Source organism: Thalassolituus marinus (assembly GCF_020320395.1).
GTDB classification, from domain to species: domain Bacteria; phylum Pseudomonadota; class Gammaproteobacteria; order Pseudomonadales; family Oceanobacteraceae; genus Venatoribacter; species Venatoribacter marinus.
Genome location: NZ_JAEDAH010000088.1, coordinates 71,281 through 87,160, shown reverse-complemented (window position 1 = coordinate 87,160; position 15,880 = coordinate 71,281). Strand labels below are relative to the sequence as shown.

11 protein-coding genes are annotated in these 15,880 nt (G+C 53.8%); 3 read left to right on the top strand and 8 right to left on the bottom strand.

Translation table 11 applies throughout. The features are described 5' to 3' along the window. Positions 1-1,299: 1,299 nt before the first annotated feature. The 4 genes from I9W95_RS13410 to I9W95_RS13395 form a co-directional block, all read right to left on the bottom strand. A complete protein-coding gene (locus I9W95_RS13410) occupies positions 1,300-3,441 on the bottom strand; it encodes a 3-hydroxyacyl-CoA dehydrogenase NAD-binding domain-containing protein (RefSeq protein ID WP_225675726.1) in 2,142 nt (713 codons plus the stop codon). Positions 3,442-3,474: 33 nt separating this feature from the next. Then, positions 3,475-4,680, bottom strand: coding sequence for an acetyl-CoA C-acetyltransferase (locus I9W95_RS13405; RefSeq protein ID WP_225675724.1), 1,206 nt, complete (start codon positions 4,678-4,680; stop codon positions 3,475-3,477). A gap of 111 nt (positions 4,681-4,791) precedes the next feature. Beyond that, positions 4,792-5,928 (bottom strand): acyl-CoA dehydrogenase family protein, encoded by a 1,137-nt coding sequence (locus I9W95_RS13400; protein WP_225675722.1) that lies wholly within the window; start codon positions 5,926-5,928, stop codon positions 4,792-4,794. Between the two features lie 39 nt (positions 5,929-5,967). Next, a complete protein-coding gene (locus I9W95_RS13395) occupies positions 5,968-7,161 on the bottom strand; it encodes a CaiB/BaiF CoA transferase family protein (RefSeq protein ID WP_225675720.1) in 1,194 nt (397 codons plus the stop codon). Between the two features lie 418 nt (positions 7,162-7,579). Between I9W95_RS13395 and I9W95_RS13390 the strand changes: the two genes are divergently transcribed. The 3 genes from I9W95_RS13390 (at position 7,580) to I9W95_RS13380 (ending at position 10,484) form a co-directional block, all read left to right on the top strand. After that, positions 7,580-8,338 carry an SDR family oxidoreductase gene (locus I9W95_RS13390; protein WP_225675718.1) on the top strand — a complete coding sequence of 253 codons (759 nt, stop codon included), beginning with the start codon at positions 7,580-7,582 and terminating at the stop codon, positions 8,336-8,338. A gap of 46 nt (positions 8,339-8,384) precedes the next feature. Beyond that, positions 8,385-8,687: an MGMT family protein gene (locus I9W95_RS13385; protein WP_225675716.1), complete on the top strand. Its 303-nt coding sequence runs from the start codon at positions 8,385-8,387 to the stop codon at positions 8,685-8,687. A 312-nt stretch (positions 8,688-8,999) separates the two neighbouring features. Then, positions 9,000-10,484, top strand: coding sequence for a flavin-containing monooxygenase (locus I9W95_RS13380; protein WP_225675714.1), 1,485 nt, complete (start codon positions 9,000-9,002; stop codon positions 10,482-10,484). 72 nt (positions 10,485-10,556) lie between these two features. On the opposite strand, the gene I9W95_RS13375 is transcribed toward I9W95_RS13380, so the two are convergent. The 4 genes from I9W95_RS13375 to I9W95_RS13360 form a co-directional block, all read right to left on the bottom strand. Continuing rightward, positions 10,557-11,435, bottom strand: coding sequence for a transporter substrate-binding domain-containing protein (locus tag I9W95_RS13375; protein WP_225675712.1), 879 nt, complete (start codon positions 11,433-11,435; stop codon positions 10,557-10,559). Next, a complete protein-coding gene (locus I9W95_RS13370; RefSeq protein WP_225675710.1) occupies positions 11,432-12,337 on the bottom strand; it encodes a substrate-binding periplasmic protein in 906 nt (301 codons plus the stop codon). Before I9W95_RS13370 ends, I9W95_RS13375 begins: the two co-directional genes overlap by 4 nt. Positions 12,338-12,436: 99 nt before the next feature. After that, positions 12,437-14,869: a phosphoketolase family protein gene (locus I9W95_RS13365; protein WP_225675708.1), complete on the bottom strand. Its 2,433-nt coding sequence runs from the start codon at positions 14,867-14,869 to the stop codon at positions 12,437-12,439. A 14-nt stretch (positions 14,870-14,883) separates the two neighbouring features. Beyond that, on the bottom strand, positions 14,884-15,828 hold the full coding sequence (locus I9W95_RS13360) for a ribose-phosphate diphosphokinase (RefSeq protein WP_225675706.1): 945 nt from the start codon (positions 15,826-15,828) through the stop codon (positions 14,884-14,886). Between the last annotated feature and the right edge of the window lie 52 nt (positions 15,829-15,880).

Genomic DNA, 15,880 nt, shown 5'->3' with positions numbered 1-15,880 from the left:
TGCGACATCCCTGTCGCCGTCCGCTCGTCGGGCATCCATGCCCGGCGGACCAGAAAAATCATCGTTCATATCGGCGCTCCAGGAGGCGAAGGAATGGCTCCCTCTATGCTGCTTTTTACTACGACGCCATTGCTGAATTTCAGTCAGAGACATGACATTCAGATTCTGCGTGACGTTTGAAATAAGGCGGTGAGGTTAACTAACACAGCGCCTCTGGGCTCGCCGCAGAAAGCGTAGATATTTCCGACATGCCCGAAGGGACTCGGGCAAGCGGCCCCGGCCATGGATGGCCGATGGGGCGCGAGGTCAGGAAATATCGAGGTTTCAAGGGCAAACGAGCCAGGACAGCGCGAAGCGGGCCGGTTTTTGCTCCTGCAAAACCTGCATTTCCGCCATCCTTGGCGGTCAGGAGTTAAGCCCGTCCGGCGATAGGGGCGGTCCGACGTATCGGAAGGCCCCTCTATGAGGACAAGGGGCCTGGAATATCTCGCAAAAGTTCAAATAAAAATTTGTGGGACAGCAGTGATGGCGCAGGGGGTATTTTGATGCCTGAAAAACCGCCAGAAACAGGAAATTACTCGCTGTGTGGCTTGCCGCAGTACGAACAATTTGTACGAAACGCCCATCCCCCCCCTTTCATCATTCGGGAAGGTTCGTAAGCAAACAGAAAGGGCTTGGTACACCACGGACAGATATCAATTGCACGCAGACAGAAGACAATGCCAAACGACAAAAATCCATTGGCCATAAACAAAGCCATCGCGGTTTTTTCCGAGCCTATCGCAAGGCCTGTGGCAATGGCCACCGGACTTCCCAAAGCAAAAACGATGTAAAGCAGCGTTCGTATTTTCAGGATTTTTTTGTATTGGCGAGCCTTGGATCATTATTCATTGGAGACTATCGGGTCGTGATGAACACCCACGCTAACACATTCTTCCAATCAAATAATCCTGGTAGTTTGCTGAGCCGGATGTTCTGGGAGTTTCATTCCGCTAATGGCATCCTTCGACGGACACTCGTGCCTCGTTGCTCAGGACGAACGGGAAAGGGAGGGATGGACAATCAGAGTAAATTTAACCGCAGGCAAACCTGCAGGCTTCGCCTGCATCGTTGCTAACAGCAACTCCTACGGTATGCTGCGTTGCCAGCGTTGACTCCTGCAGCGTCATTTCGTTGCTAACTGCAACTCCTGCAATTTTTAATGCGAAGACGTCATTGCAAAGATGGCACAAGTGCTGGCCCTGTTGCGAGCATGGTCCGCTCCTGCAGCTTATGCAGGAGCGGCCAGACTTCCAGCCATCAACCGTAGAACGACTGCCCTTCGGCTTCCATCGTGCGCAGCATTTGCGGTACGCGATAGCGTTCGCCCATGCTGTCGGCCAGTGCATCGGCTTTGACGATGAAGTTTTCCATGCCTTCCATAGTTTCGATAAAGGAAATCACACCACCGGTATGTGGCGCAAAGCCCCAGCCGAAGATGGAACCGATATCAATTTCATGGGCACGGCGGATAACGCCTTCTGATACACAGTGCAGGGTTTCCACCGCCTGCGCATACAACAAACGGTCGATCACGTAGTCGACATCCGGCTGCTGTTCTGCCTGCGGGAAGGCATTATCCAGCCCACTCCACAGCGATTTCTTCGCCTGTGGGTCAGCCGGGTAATCGTAGAAACCCGCTGCAGCTTTTTTGCCAATGCGTTTCCATTCATGCACCATCAGTTGCACAACCTCATCGCCCGGGTGAGGCACGTATGCATCACCCAGATCTTTCTGGGTCTGGCGGCCAATACGATCCATCAGTTCCAGCGAGACTTCGTCACTCAATGCCAGTGGGCCAACCGGCATACCCGCCAGTTTGCCGGCATTTTCAATCAGCGCCGGGGCAACGCCTTCCTTCAGCAAGGCCATACCTTCCAGCACGTAAGTTTTAAATACCCGTGAGGTATAGAAGCCGCGACTGTCGTTAACGGTAATCGGGGTTTTCTTCAGCTGCTGCACATAATCCAGTGCCCAGGCCAGTGTATGATCGGAGGTTTTTTCACCGAGAATAATTTCCACCAGTGGCATTTTGTCTACCGGTGAGAAGAAGTGCAGGCCAATAAACTGCGCCGGACGCTGGCTGGCTTCGGCCAGGCCGGTAATCGGCAGGGTTGAGGTATTGGAGGCAAAAATCGCATCGTCACCGATGACAGCTTCGGCTTTGGCGGTCACGTCGGCTTTAATCGTACGATCTTCAAATACGGCTTCGATCACCAGCTCACAGCCTTTCAGGTCGTTGAAGTCGGTGGTGGCAAGAATACGTCCCAGAGTTGCGTCGGCTTTTTCCTGTGCCATTTTGCCGCGCGCTACACGCTTTTTCAGCAAGCCTTCGGAGTAGGCTTTGCCTTTATCTGCAGATTCCTGTGTTGTATCCAGCAACACCACATCCATGCCGCTCATAGCGGATGAATAGGCGATACCTGCACCCATCATACCGGCGCCCAGTACACCAATCTTTGTGAAGCGTTTTTTATCCACACCCTGCGGACGGTTCTTCAGTTTGTTGGCATCCTGCAGCGCCACAAAGAAGGTACGAATCATGGCTTTAGCCTGATCCGACAGCAGCAGTTCAGTGAAGTAACGCGCTTCGGTGTCGAGCGCCTGGTCGATCGGCAGCTGACAGCCTTCAAATAACGCCTGCAGAATCAGCTGTGGTGCGCGGTAGTTGCCCATGGTTTTCTTGCGCAGCATGGCCTGTGCGCCCATAAACACCTGCGCCACTTTGGCCGACTGTACTTCACCAGCCGGCATACGGAATTTCTTCTCATCCCACGGCTGAACGCACGCTTTCGGGTTTTCGCTGATCCACTGTTTAGCGCGGGTAATTAACTGATCGGCCTCTACCACTTCGTTAATCAGCCCTGCTTTCTGTGCCGCCAGCGGGTCCACCTGAGTGGCTTGCAGCAGCCATGGCATGGCGGCCTGAATTCCCAGCATACGTGCCAGACGCTGAGTACCACCACCACCCGGCAGCAGACCCAGATTCACTTCCGGAAAACCAAAACGGGCTTTCGGATTGTTGGCCGCAATACGGTAGTGGCAGCCCAGTGCGACTTCCATACCACCGCCCAGCGCGGTGCCGTTCATGGCCGCGACCACAGGTTTTCCACCCTGCTCGGTTTTACGCAGAATGGTATGCAGAGCGCGGATAAACGCCAGAATGGTCGCAGGTTCCTGCGGCATGGTCTGAATTTCTTTAAGGTTGGCACCAACCACAAAATCCGCTTTGCCAGAGGTTAATACAATGCCTTTAACCGCATCATCGGCCAGCAGTGCATCCATAGCTTCGCCCAGTGCGACTACAGCGCTCTGAGCCAGAGAATTGACCGGACCATTTGGATCGTTCCAGGTGAGAACAGCAATGCCCTGAGCGTCGATATCGTGTGTGAAGATATTCATAATGTTTCCTTTTATCCCCAAAAAGCCGCTGTTTTAAACGCGTTCAATGATGGTGGCCGTGCCCATACCACCACCGACACAGAGATTAATTAATGCGGTATTCAGGTCGCGGCGCTCCAGCTCGTCGAGCACAGTACCCAGAATCATGGCACCGGTTGCACCTAACGGATGCCCCATGGCGATGGCACCACCATTCACGTTAATTTTGCTGTGGTCGATGTTCAGCTCTTTCATAAACAGCATAACCACCGATGCAAAGGCTTCGTTCAGTTCCCACAGATCGATATCAGATGCTTTCATACCGGCATTTTTCAGTGCTTTACGCGCTGACGGGGCCGGTCCGGTAAGCATGATGGTTGGTTCAGAACCGACCGATGCAGCGCCGCGGATACGCGCACGCGGAGTTAATCCCAGCGCTTCGCCCATTTCTTTGGTACCGATTAATACGGCAGCCGCACCATCGACAATACCGGATGAGTTACCCGCGTGATGGACGTGATTAATGCGCTCTACCTGCGGGTACACCTGCTGAGCAACTGCATCAAACCCCATGCCGCCATGCATTTCGAACGAAGGCTTGAGACTGCCCAGACTTTCAATGGTGGCTTCAGGACGCATCAGTTCGTCATGATCAAGCAGGGTTAATCCAAACTGATCTTTTACCGGCATGATGGATCTTGCAAAGTAGCCGTTATCCCAGGCGTGCTTGGCGCGACGCTGAGATTCAACCGCGTAGGCATCGACATCCTGGCGAGAAAAACCATGCAGTGTAGCGATTAAATCGGCTGAAATGCCTTGCGGTACAAACGATAATTTATCGGTAACACGCGGGTCGGTGTAATAGGCACCACCACCGGACCCCATTGGTACGCGCGACATACATTCAACGCCGCCACCAATGGTGAGCTGTGCTTCCCCCGCTTTAACTTTTGCGGCTGCCATGTTCACCGCTTCCAGACCTGAGGCGCAGAAACGGCTGACCACGGTGCCGGCACAGGTTTGTGCATAGTCGGCCATTAACACGGCGGTACGGGCAATATCAGCGCCCTGCTCCATTACTGGTTCAACACAGCCAAGCACCACATCGTCGATGGCCGCGGTGTCGAGGTCGTGACGGCTCTGTAAATCGCGCAGCAGTCCGGACATCAGCGAAACCGGAGTTACACTGTGCAGGCTGCCATCCTTCTTGCCTTTGCCGCGCGGTGTACGCACGGCATCAAAAATATACGCATCGGTCATTTTAACAATCCTCTGATGTACCTGCGGTTCATTAACCAGTGCAGGTACGTTAAATCTGTAGCGACGCGTTAATGATTAACGCGACACTGAAAACCACTGATAAGCGGGAAATTAAATCGTGCGCGAAATAATTTCTTTCATAATTTCTGATGTACCGGCGTAAATACGCTGCACACGTGAATCTGCCCAGGCGCGAGCAACAGGGTATTCCCACATGTAACCGTAACCGCCGTGCAGCTGTACACATTCGTCAATGATGCGACCCTGAGCTTCGGTTGCCCACAGTTTTACTGAAGCTGCTGCATCGATGCTGAGTTTTCCTTCGCAGTGCAGTTCCAGGCAGCGGTCTACGTAGCACTGGGTTACTTCCAGTTCGGTGCGAATTTCGGCCAGTTTGAAGCGGGTGTTCTGGAATGCAGCAATAGGCTTATCAAATGCCTTACGCTCTTTTACGTATTCCACAGTGGCGTCATAACAGGCACGCGCAGCTGCGGCACCAATAATGGCAACGCTCAGACGTTCCTGAGCCAGTTCCTGCATCAGGTAAATAAAGCCTGCATTTTTCTGACCCAGCAGGTTTTCTTTTGGTACGCGCACGTTGTCGAAGAACAGTTCGGATGTGTCCTGCGCTTTCATACCGACTTTTTTAAGATTTTTACCACGGCTGAAGCCTGCGCGATTGCCTTCCACCAGCATCAGGCTGACACCTTTGGCACCGGCAGTGGTGTCTGTTTTACACACCACAATGTACAGGTCAGCCAGCTGACCATTGGTAATAAAGGTTTTTGACCCGTTAATAACGTATTCGTCGCCATCCAGTACTGCGGTAGTACGCACACCTGCAAGGTCGGAACCTGTACCCGGTTCGGTCATGGCAATGGCGGTGATCACTTCACCGGTACACATTTTTGGCAGCCATTTCTGTTTCTGCTCTTCGTTGCCGTAATGCAGAATATAAGGCGCAACAATATCGGAGTGCAGTGAGAAGCCCGGACCGGAAGCAAACACATAACCCTGCTCTTCAATGGCAATGGCCGAGTAACGGAAATCCACACCAGAGCCGCCATACTCCACCGGAATGTGCGTACACAGAATGCCGGCCTCGCCGGCTTTCAGCCAGGCTTCGCGGGAAATATGTCCCTGCTCTTCCCACTCTTCCCAGTGAGGCTGAACTTCGCGCTGCATAAATTTGCGCACGCTGTCGCGGAACATATCGTGTTCTTCGGTAAATACGCTACGTGGAATCATGTTAAAGCCATCCTTTTATTGTTATCGCTGATTAATTCATTACTGATTGTGAGTACGGACAATGCCGTCGGTCTGCCATTGATCTATCTGATCGCGGGCAACACCAAGGGATTCAAGAATGCTGACAGTGTGCTGCCCCTGCAGCGGGCCGCCTTCTGCGCACGTTGCGCGTTCACCATTAAACGTAAACGGCGACTGCGGCCGCTTAAGGTTCATGCCTTGTGCGGTTTTCAGTTCGGCTACCATTTCACGCGCCAGTAACTGCGGGTGCGCGAAGGCTTCCTGCGGTGTCAGAATCGGCGTGACACAGCAGTCCTGATCGGCAAATACTTCTCGCCAGTGCGCCTGTGGCTGGCTGGCAAATACCTCGGCTACTTCGGCTTTCAGTGCCTTAGCAGCTGGGCCCATGTCGTTATAACGGGCTTTCCAATCCGGTTGTTGCAGCACATCGCAGACGCTTTCCCAGAACTTTTTCTCCAGCGCGCCGACCGCCATATAGCGATCATCCTGTGTGCGATACACCGAGTAACACGGACGACCGCCGGTGAGCATGTCTTCTCCGCGCGGCATCGCCTTACCAAACAGGTTCATGGTGGTTAACGGTATAAAGTTATTGGCGAAGGTGCAGTCAGTCATGGAGATATCCAGATAGCTGCCACTGCCGTGACGCAGGCTGCCCACTACCGCCGCAAGAATGGCCATGGCCGCACTGAGGCTGCCACCAGCCAGATCAGCAATCTGGAAGTTACTCAGAGCGGGCGCTTCACCGGCATTGCCATTCTGATCGAGCACGCCGGTAACGGCGCAGTAATTCATGTCGTGTCCGGCCCGGGAAGCCCATGGACCAGTCTGGCCGAAGCCCGATATAGAGCACATCACCAGCTTAGGATTCACCGCTTTCAGGCTGTCGTAATCCAGCCCCAGTTTGCTCATCACGCCGGGGCGAAAGCTTTCCAGCAGGATGTCTGCCCTGGCCACCAGGCGCAGTAACAGCTCGCGGCCATCACTGTTAGTCAGATCGACACTGATGGATTCTTTACCGCGATTGAGCAAATGAAAGGCCGGGCTGATCATGCCCGGTGGCATGCCCAGCGTGCGGGTATAGTCACCGCCGCTGGTGTCTTCCACTTTGATCACGCGTGCCCCCATATCCTGCAGGTGCAGGCTGCACATAGGGCCCGGTAACAAGCGCGACAGATCCAGTACTGTCATGCCATCCAGCGGTAAGGTCATAGTGAAGCTCGTTATTGTTATTGGCTTTAAATCAAGCTACCGACCGCCCGGAAACGAATCAAGGCGAGAATTGCGCATTAAAACTTGCAGAAATGCTCACTCGATAGCTAAACACTTGATCACATTGAGCATTCTTCAGCAATCGGGCCGATTTCTCTCCAATCTGGCAGCCGTGTTTCCGGTCGAAACTTTTTCCATTGAGGCTGCCGCCTGTTACCGCTGTGTTGCAGCCTTGCGATGAAACCCGGGTATTCATGCCCTGGTGCTAATACTTAGGATGGATTTATTAGCTGATCAGGCCCTGTCCGGCCATTTTCAGGACAATTCAGGTCAGTGCGGGTTTATACTTCTGGTGGTTTTCTTAACGGCTGAACAGCCTGTTCAGTCATTCCCCGATTTGATTTCTCAGGAGTTCACGATGGATCTTCAGGATAAAGTAATCGCTGTGACCGGTGGTGGTCAGGGCCTGGGCCGTGCAATGGCGGTCTATCTGGCAGGCAAAGGGGCAAGGATTGCTGTGATCGACCTCGATCAGGGCCACATGGATGAGACCAAACGTCAGGTAGAAGCAGCGGGCAGCAGTGCCTCCACTTACCTGTGCAACGTCGCCAAAGAAGACGACGTGGAAACAACCTTCGCTGCTATCGCGGCGGATATGGGCGGTCTGCACGGTCTGGTGAATAACGCCGGTATCCTGCGCGACGGTCTGATGGTAAAAGTTAAGGACGGTGAAATCAGCAAGATGTCGCTGGCCCAATGGCAGGCGGTAATCGACGTTAACCTGACCGGCGTATTCCTGTGTGGACGTGAAGCGGCCATTCAGATGATCAAAGGCGGTGAAGGCGGCTGTATTATCAACATCTCCAGTATTTCCCGTGCCGGTAACATGGGCCAGAGCAACTACTCAGCGGCGAAAGCCGGTGTTGCCAGTATGGCCGTGGTATGGGCCAAAGAGCTGGCGCGCTACGGTATTCGTGCCAACGCCATCGCTCCGGGCTTTATCGCCACAGAAATGACCGCTAGCATGAAGCCGGAAGCTCTGGACAAAATGACCGCAGGTATCCCGGCTAAGCGCATGGGTGCACCAGATGAAATCGCACAGACCGTCGCCTTCCTGATGGAAAACGACTACATGTCTGGTCGTGTGGTGGAAGTCGATGGCGGTCTGCGTCTGTAACCGCAAGCTGCTCGGATAAAGCGGCCACTGGCCGCTTTTTTATTGTATGAATAACGACCCGTTACAACAGTTGTATACCGTTCTTGCCGCAGTACCAGCAGGACGAGTCATTACCTATGGCCAGCTGGCTGCACAGGCTGGTTACCCGCGTCGTGCGCGCTGGGTCGGACAGATGCTGAATCGGCTGCCGGCAGATACCACACTGCCCTGGCACCGGGTAGTGAATGCCCAGGGTAAAATCAGCCAGCCGGCCCCTCATAACGCCCGCCAGAAGGAACGCCTGCTGGCCGAAAACGTGGAAGTTTCTGCCACCTGGCGTATCGATCTGAAACGCTTTGGCTGGATGTAACCCCCCAGTCATTGTCACTTATTCAACCTATAATGGCATATACGCCACAAGCCTTTATTACTTTCTGTCCACCGTATCCGGTCTTAAACCCCTGATTTACGGCGGTTTTATACGTTTTCACTAGCAGCCTTAAAGCCCGCTTATGGCTGCGGTTTACCCAGCGTAAAAAACCACAGAATCCTCTGCATCAAATCGGACAGCAGGCAAAAAACTGTCAGACCAGCACCTGTTTTAAGCTGCGCGCTTAGGCCAAAGTAGCTATCAGTGAAAACCACGACGAATACCTATAACAACGAATTCGCGGGAATTATTATGGCTACTGAATATTTTGACGTTCTCATCATCGGCGCAGGCTTATCAGGCATTGGTGCAGCGTGCCACCTCAAACAGGATTGTCCGAACAAATCGTTCGCGATTCTCGAAGGCCGTGAAGCGATTGGCGGTACCTGGGATCTGTTCCGCTACCCTGGCATCCGTTCCGACTCCGACATGTTTACCCTGGGCTACGAGTTCAAACCGTGGACCAACAAAAAAGGGATTGCCGACGGCGGCGATATCCGAGACTACATTGAAGAAGCGGCGAAAGATCACAACGTGATTCCGCACATCCGCTTTGGCCACAAGATCAAAGGCGCACGCTGGAACAGCGATCGTGCTCTGTGGACACTGGAAGCTGAACTGGCCGACGGTACGCGTAAGGAATACGCCTGTAACTACCTGATTGGTTGTACCGGCTACTACAGCTACGACGAAGCCTTTACACCGGAATTTGCCGGCCGTGAAGACTTTAAAGGCGATGTCATTCATCCACAGTTCTGGCCAGAAAACTACGACTACAGCGGCAAAAAAGTTGTGGTTATCGGCAGTGGCGCGACAGCGGTTACCCTGGTTCCGGCCATGACTGATAAAGCCGCTCACATCACTATGCTGCAGCGCTCACCAAGCTATGTTGTCAGTGTTCCGCAGCAGGATGCCATGGTGGCCGTACTGCGTAAGGTGCTGCCGGAGAAGCTGGCTTACCGTATTATTCGCGGCCGTAATATTTCCATTACGCTGGCAATCTACAACTTCTGTAAGCATTTCCCGAATGCTGCCCGTCGTCTGCTGCAGTGGGGCGTAAAAACTCAGCTGCCAGCCAACTACGACATGGCAAACTTCACACCGAAATACAGCCCCTGGGATGAGCGCCTGTGTGCTGTGCCACAGGGTGATATGTTCAAGGCGATTAAAGAAAACAAAGCCTCGGTGGTTACCGACCATATCGACCGTTTCACCGAAAATGGCATTCTGCTGAAATCCGGTAAAACTCTTGAAGCCGATATCATCATCACCGCTACCGGTCTGAAGGTGCAGATGATGGGTAACATTGATGTATCCATCGACGGTAAGCCATTCGTGCCGAACGAGAGCATGAGTTACCGTGGCGTAATGTTCGAAAACCTGCCGAACATGGCCATGGTGTTCGGTTACACCAACTCGTCCTGGACACTGAAAGCCGATCTTATTTCCACCTGGATCTGCCGTCTGCTGAAGCATATGGACCAGAAAGGCGTGCGTCAGGTAACGCCTCGTTGCAACGATTCTTCTATTAAACGTATTCCGTTTATTGATATGCAGTCAGGCTACATTGCCCGGGTAAAAGACACTCTGCCGAAGCAAGGTGATCTGCGCCCATGGAAACTGTACCAGAACTATTTTATGGATATGACGCTGCTGAAAATGGCGAACCTTGAGGATTCTGCACTGGAATACTCCAAGCCGCAGGTGCAGCAGGCTCAAGCTCGCGAAGCGGTCTGAGCGAAAAGCTTTACACCCTCTGCTCAACTTTGCGCCGCTTATGCGGCGCTTTTTTTTGCCTGTTACCAACGTTCAGTAAATTGGCAGCTTGCCATCACCAAGACGTAATTTTTCGGCAGCGTTGAGCAGTGTCTGATCGCTCAGCAACGGATTATTTAAACGAATAATGCGCCGTTGATCGAGCTTCAGTTCGTCAATGGCTGGCTGATAATGATGACGAAAATAGGCTTCATAACTGCCATCAAGAATCGCACGGCGCAGCCCAAGCTCCAGCCGGGCTGCCAGCTCACTGTCGCCCTGACTGACAAAAAAGAAAGACGCCGATGGATAGGCAAACAATAAGTCCGGCTCAATCATCAGCTCGTCATTGCCATAACTTTTCAGATCTTCTATTGCTTCATTGGCGCCACGCAGAAAACAGTTAAAACGTTTTTCACGCAACATATCGAACAGGCCTTCGTAACGCGCCGATGTCACCACCGGAAAATCATTTTCCTGCAGAATCTGCGCATCCGGCCAATGCAGCCCCTGACCAAAGGTTATGCCTTTTTCGCGAATATCAAGATGGCTGCGGATATCCTGAAAGCGCTCACGTTCGTCCTTACGGATAATGCATACCCGTAAACCGATCAGGCCGCCATCGGTGGGAATCTTTACCGGAATCATCGATTTTTCGCGCTCTTCATCGACCACCACGTTAATCAGTGATACCAGCGATTTATGCCCATCACCCAGCTCGGCAACCGCCCGCCCCTGAGTAATCTGCGGGCTTTTACTGACAGTTATGGGGCCATAGAAATCTTCGGTTTTTTCCAGCACCAGCGTCAGCAGATCACGACTGGCCTCGTTATTGTAATTCCGATACCAATAAGAAAGATGGTTATCGGCAACACTGCTGCTGGCCAGCGCCACCAGCATAAGAACAGAGACAGGTAACAGAAAACGATTCATGGCTGATACCAGAGTGGTGACAGGGATTGCAGACTGCGGCTGGCCGGCGACAGGCCCGGATTATTCAGTGGAATCACCGTGCGCCCGCTGAGTTGCAGTTCATCCAGCCAGCTTTGTGTCAGGCTGGTAAACAGCTTCTGATATGAGCCATCATCCATAGCACGCAGCAGACCCAGCTCTACCCGCCCCGCCAGTTGTGGATTATTTTTATTCACATAGAAGTAACCCGGTTGGGTATAGGTAAACAGTAATTGTGGCTCAATCATCACCTGCTGCTGATGTGCTTCATACTCAGGCAGAATTTCCTGCGCACCACGCAGAAAGCAGTCGCACTCTTTGTTCTGCAACATAGAGAACAGCTGACGATATTCCTCGGAAGTGGCCACCGGAAGACCATTGCGTATCAACACTGAAGTATCCGGCCAGTGTTCGCCCTGACAGATACGCAGATTTTTCTCACGGAAATCGAACGCCGTCTGTACGTCGCGAAAGCGTGCTTCATCGCCACGGCGTATCAGGCATACCCGTTTGCCCAGCAAACCTCCTAATACCGGAAAGCGTACAGTCAGGAAATCGCGTTCCAGAGTGGCAGATGCCGCAGCACTGATAATATCCATGCGACCGTCGTTATCGCGCAGTGCCTGAATGGCCTGGTCAAATTCCATCGGCTCTGTACGGGCAACCCCGGTAGCGGGATACAGGTCACGGGTTTTACGCAATGCCAGCGCCAGAATGGCATCCACCGGAGCGGTATCAAAATTGCGATTCCACATCACTACGTCAGCAGCACTGGCGCTGAAAGCACTGCATAACAGCGCTGTCGGTAACAACAGCGCAGATAACAGGCGCAGCCGTAGACGTATCCGCCGCCGCGCCGAAAAGATAGGTGTCAGACAGAACATACTGTGCACTCCCTGCTCAGTCTGGCCGGTGCTCAGCCAGCAACCCTTTTACTATACGGCAGTCGTAAAGGGTTAAACACTGCAGGAAGCGACAGTTATCTACAACTTTGGATAGGGGTGACGAATCACCTGATACGGATCGCCATCGCCGCTGATGGCGGCCCATTCCTCTGCGCTTAACCATTCCTGCGGTTCGCGCTCACTCAGTCGCGCCAGTGCCGCCAGCGCATCAGCCCAGGTACAGCGGTTGGCAAACAACAGCGCTTCAGTATCCAGCGTGCCGCCCTGATTCACGTATCCCAGCGCCACCGTGCGTTTCGGCCCCAGATCGAGCATACGCGCATGGCCCAGCAGCACTTCCGGACGGGTATGGGTGAGGAATACCCGTTGCTGCACCCGTGCCGGGAACAGCGCGTCGAGCACCGATGGGTCGGCCTGTACGGCGGCCTCGTATTCATCACGCGGTGTGCGAAAGCGTCCTGGCTCCAGCAGATAGATCAGCGAGTGCGCCACGCCCTTCTCTTTCAGGCGATCGGAGGCTTTCAGAGCCTGCTGTAACTGGAAGGCACCACAGGCCACCAGCTGCAGTTCGGCAGCACAGTTGCCGCGTACGCAGATCGCGCCGTCCTGTACCAGCATGGCTGCCTGTTTACCGTCGAATACGGCAGGCATCACGGATTTAGGCACCACCATATTCCAGATGGTACCCAGATCGCCGTAGCAGGCTTTGACACAGGCCATGGCTGAGTTGCCGTCGGCCGGGAACACCACCCTTGCCATATCAGCCATTTCGCCTAGCAGGGATTCCGCCAGGCTTGGGTCCTGATGGCTTTGTTCGTTCTTACCGTTTTCCCACACATGGGAGGTAGAAATAACCGGAATACCCAGCCATGGCGCCGGATCATCACTTTCTTTCTGGTGACGGGCAAAAATAATGCTCTGGCGCAATGCTCCCAGCATCTTGGTAGCAAAGGCTTCGTACGACACCACCATATTCAGACCCGACTGGTTAGCCAGACAGGCACTGACCACGGCTTCTTCGTTGAGTGCGGTAATGACTGCGCCATCCACGGCTTCGGCAACGCCTTCTTCCGGCTCGGTGACCCTATGCTTAAGCAGGTCCAGCGTCTGGTTCATGCGGTTGGAACGCAATTCATCCGGGTTGCCGACGCGCACGCGCAGGTGCGGGTTCACTTCCACCAGATCGGTGAAGTAACCATCAATCGCCGCCATCGGTGCAATACTGTCTTTCAGCCAGTGCGGGTCGTGGCGGTTAATGGTTACGGCCACAGGTGCCAGCGGTGCTTTCGGCTGATTCAGTAGAGCTACCGCTGCGCGCCATTGCTCTTCGCTTTGCCATAGGGCTTTGGCACCGCGGTGAAAATACCCCAGCGCTTCGTTGTGCAAACGAGGATTAGCGCCCAGTGGCAGACCGTGGGCAGCGTTGGTGCCGGCACCCGGAAAACCATAGCCTTTTACCGTTTCAGCAATGCAGTACGGCAGTGGTACCGGATAACTGGCGGCACCGCTGGAGACGGTTTCTGCCGCATGGCTGAGGTGCTGTTCCATAAAGTACATGGCGCAGACAAAGGCTGCCGGGTCGCGGCCATCAATGACAAACGGGGCAAAGCCCTGATTACTCAGATGCTCCATAAACCATTCACTGCCACCCTGCTGGGCAACGGTGGTTCGCTGGTCGATACGACGACCATTGGCAATCATGATCGGACTGACCAGACCGCTGTCTTCTGCCCGCCACCAGCGCGCAGCCCAGTCGCTGCCACGTTGTTCTTCAAAGGCACCGTCACTGAGGAAAGCCACCAGACGTTCGCCCGGCAGCGGCTGGTGCACGTACTGCAGACCGGCAAAGCCCAGATAGCCGCCTTCAATGCGGGCACCGGCGGTGTTCACATTGACGTGACTGCCCAGCGGCGACAGCGGTTTGCCATCCGGACGCACACGGTAGTTGTAAAAATCCTGTACGAACTTGCTCAGCCCGGCATCGGTCAGCGGATACTGCTTTTTGCGTTCCGGCAGTGCCGTTCCGGTCAGTAGCTGGATGGCATCAATGGCAGCGACACAGTGGCCCTGGCCCATCATCCAGTCACGGTGCTGGCCGGTCAGACTGTTCACGGCCAGCAATGCAGCATAAGCCGGAACCATGTTGAGCGAGCCACCGGTATGGCCCTGCGGATCACGTTTGAAATCGTCCGCCTGCAGGTCGCGGCCATCGAGGAATACGTGTTTGGCATAGGTCATATGGACCACCAGCCACATCGCCTGATTGGTCAGCTGATCAAGCGCCATCAGTTTGCGATAGCAATCAGCGCGGTCGGTGATCAGACCACCTTCGAGCAGTGCGGTCGCCAGTTCAAACACCTGCAACTGAGTCGCAGCGGTGTGTTTTACTTCACCACAGCCCTGTGCCCATTCGGCAAACAGCGGGTCATATTCGCGGTGCTGGCGAGCTTCAGCTTCAACTTCCTGTTGTTCATATTGCTGACTCAGCTTCTGGTACAGATTGAGGCTCATAGGTTTCTCCGCTGTCAGGCCTTAGCTACCGGTAAGTTGGCCAGCATACTAAGGACTGCCGGGGTGAGTAACTGACTGACATCAATACCATTGGTGACATGCGGAATGCAGTTGCTGGTGACGATGCCAGCAATCGGCCCGGCGCGCATTTCTTCGTCGGCGGATGGAACCCCTTCACCACCTTCAGCAAACACGGCGTGTACACCAATGCACAGCGGCTGGTTCAGCCCCTGCGCCACCAGCTCTTCAGCGGTTCGCAGCATAGTGCGGCCAGTGGAAATAATATCGTCCACCAGCACCGGCTGATGATCGGCGTAACGCTGTACGTCCGGAATATGAATGGCCACGTCACGGTCGCCACTGCGGGTTTTGCGCAGCACCAGAAAATCACAACCAGCAACAGCGGCCACTTCACTGGCCCACTGTTCGCTTTCTTCATCCGGCCCGACCACCAGCGGATTTTTCACCTGAGTTTTCAGGTAATCGCCAATAATATCCGTGGCATGCAGTGCCTCTGCCGGAATGCTGTAGATCTCATTCAGGTTGTGATAACGATGCAGGTGCGGATCAACGGTAATCAGGTAATCAAAACGCTGATTAATCAGCTCGGCGAAATATTTCGAGGTTAAACATTCACCCGGATTAAAACGGATATCCTGACGCATATACGCCAGATACGGTGCCACCAGACCGACTGAGCGCACACCAAAATCGCGCAGATGCCCGGCCATGAACCACAACGCCAGAGCTTTATCGCTGGGTTGGTGTAAGTGGCATAAAACAATGATGTCTTTACCGGCAATATTTTCCGGTAAATTAAAATACAGTTCACCGTCGGGAAAATGTCGTGTTTCCAGCGACAATACTTCAGTTTCACGACCCGACGCCGTCAGTTGTTGTGCCAGCGTTTGCGCCAGGCTCTGGTGGCCATCTAATACCAGTATTGCTGTATCAGCCATTGTATGTACCTTCCAATAAAAATAAGGCCCGCTAATGCCGGGCCTGTGAATG

What these genes read in the sequence shown, in the direction of transcription:
- I9W95_RS13405 (WP_225675724.1), bottom strand. Translation starts at nt 4,680, where the DNA reads ATGACCGATGCGTATATTTTTGATGCCGTGCGTACACCGCGCGGCAAA.
- I9W95_RS13380 (WP_225675714.1), top strand. Translation starts at nt 9,000, where the DNA reads ATGGCTACTGAATATTTTGACGTTCTCATCATCGGCGCAGGCTTATCA.
- I9W95_RS13395 (WP_225675720.1), bottom strand. Translation starts at nt 7,161, where the DNA reads ATGACCTTACCGCTGGATGGCATGACAGTACTGGATCTGTCGCGCTTG.
- I9W95_RS13410 (WP_225675726.1), bottom strand. Translation starts at nt 3,441, where the DNA reads ATGAATATCTTCACACACGATATCGACGCTCAGGGCATTGCTGTTCTC.
- I9W95_RS13400 (WP_225675722.1), bottom strand. Translation starts at nt 5,928, where the DNA reads ATGATTCCACGTAGCGTATTTACCGAAGAACACGATATGTTCCGCGAC.
- I9W95_RS13365 (WP_225675708.1), bottom strand. Translation starts at nt 14,869, where the DNA reads ATGAGCCTCAATCTGTACCAGAAGCTGAGTCAGCAATATGAACAACAG.
- I9W95_RS13370 (WP_225675710.1), bottom strand. Translation starts at nt 12,337, where the DNA reads ATGTTCTGTCTGACACCTATCTTTTCGGCGCGGCGGCGGATACGTCTA.
- I9W95_RS13390 (WP_225675718.1), top strand. Translation starts at nt 7,580, where the DNA reads ATGGATCTTCAGGATAAAGTAATCGCTGTGACCGGTGGTGGTCAGGGC.
- I9W95_RS13360 (WP_225675706.1), bottom strand. Translation starts at nt 15,828, where the DNA reads ATGGCTGATACAGCAATACTGGTATTAGATGGCCACCAGAGCCTGGCG.
- I9W95_RS13385 (WP_225675716.1), top strand. Translation starts at nt 8,385, where the DNA reads ATGAATAACGACCCGTTACAACAGTTGTATACCGTTCTTGCCGCAGTA.
- I9W95_RS13375 (WP_225675712.1), bottom strand. Translation starts at nt 11,435, where the DNA reads ATGAATCGTTTTCTGTTACCTGTCTCTGTTCTTATGCTGGTGGCGCTG.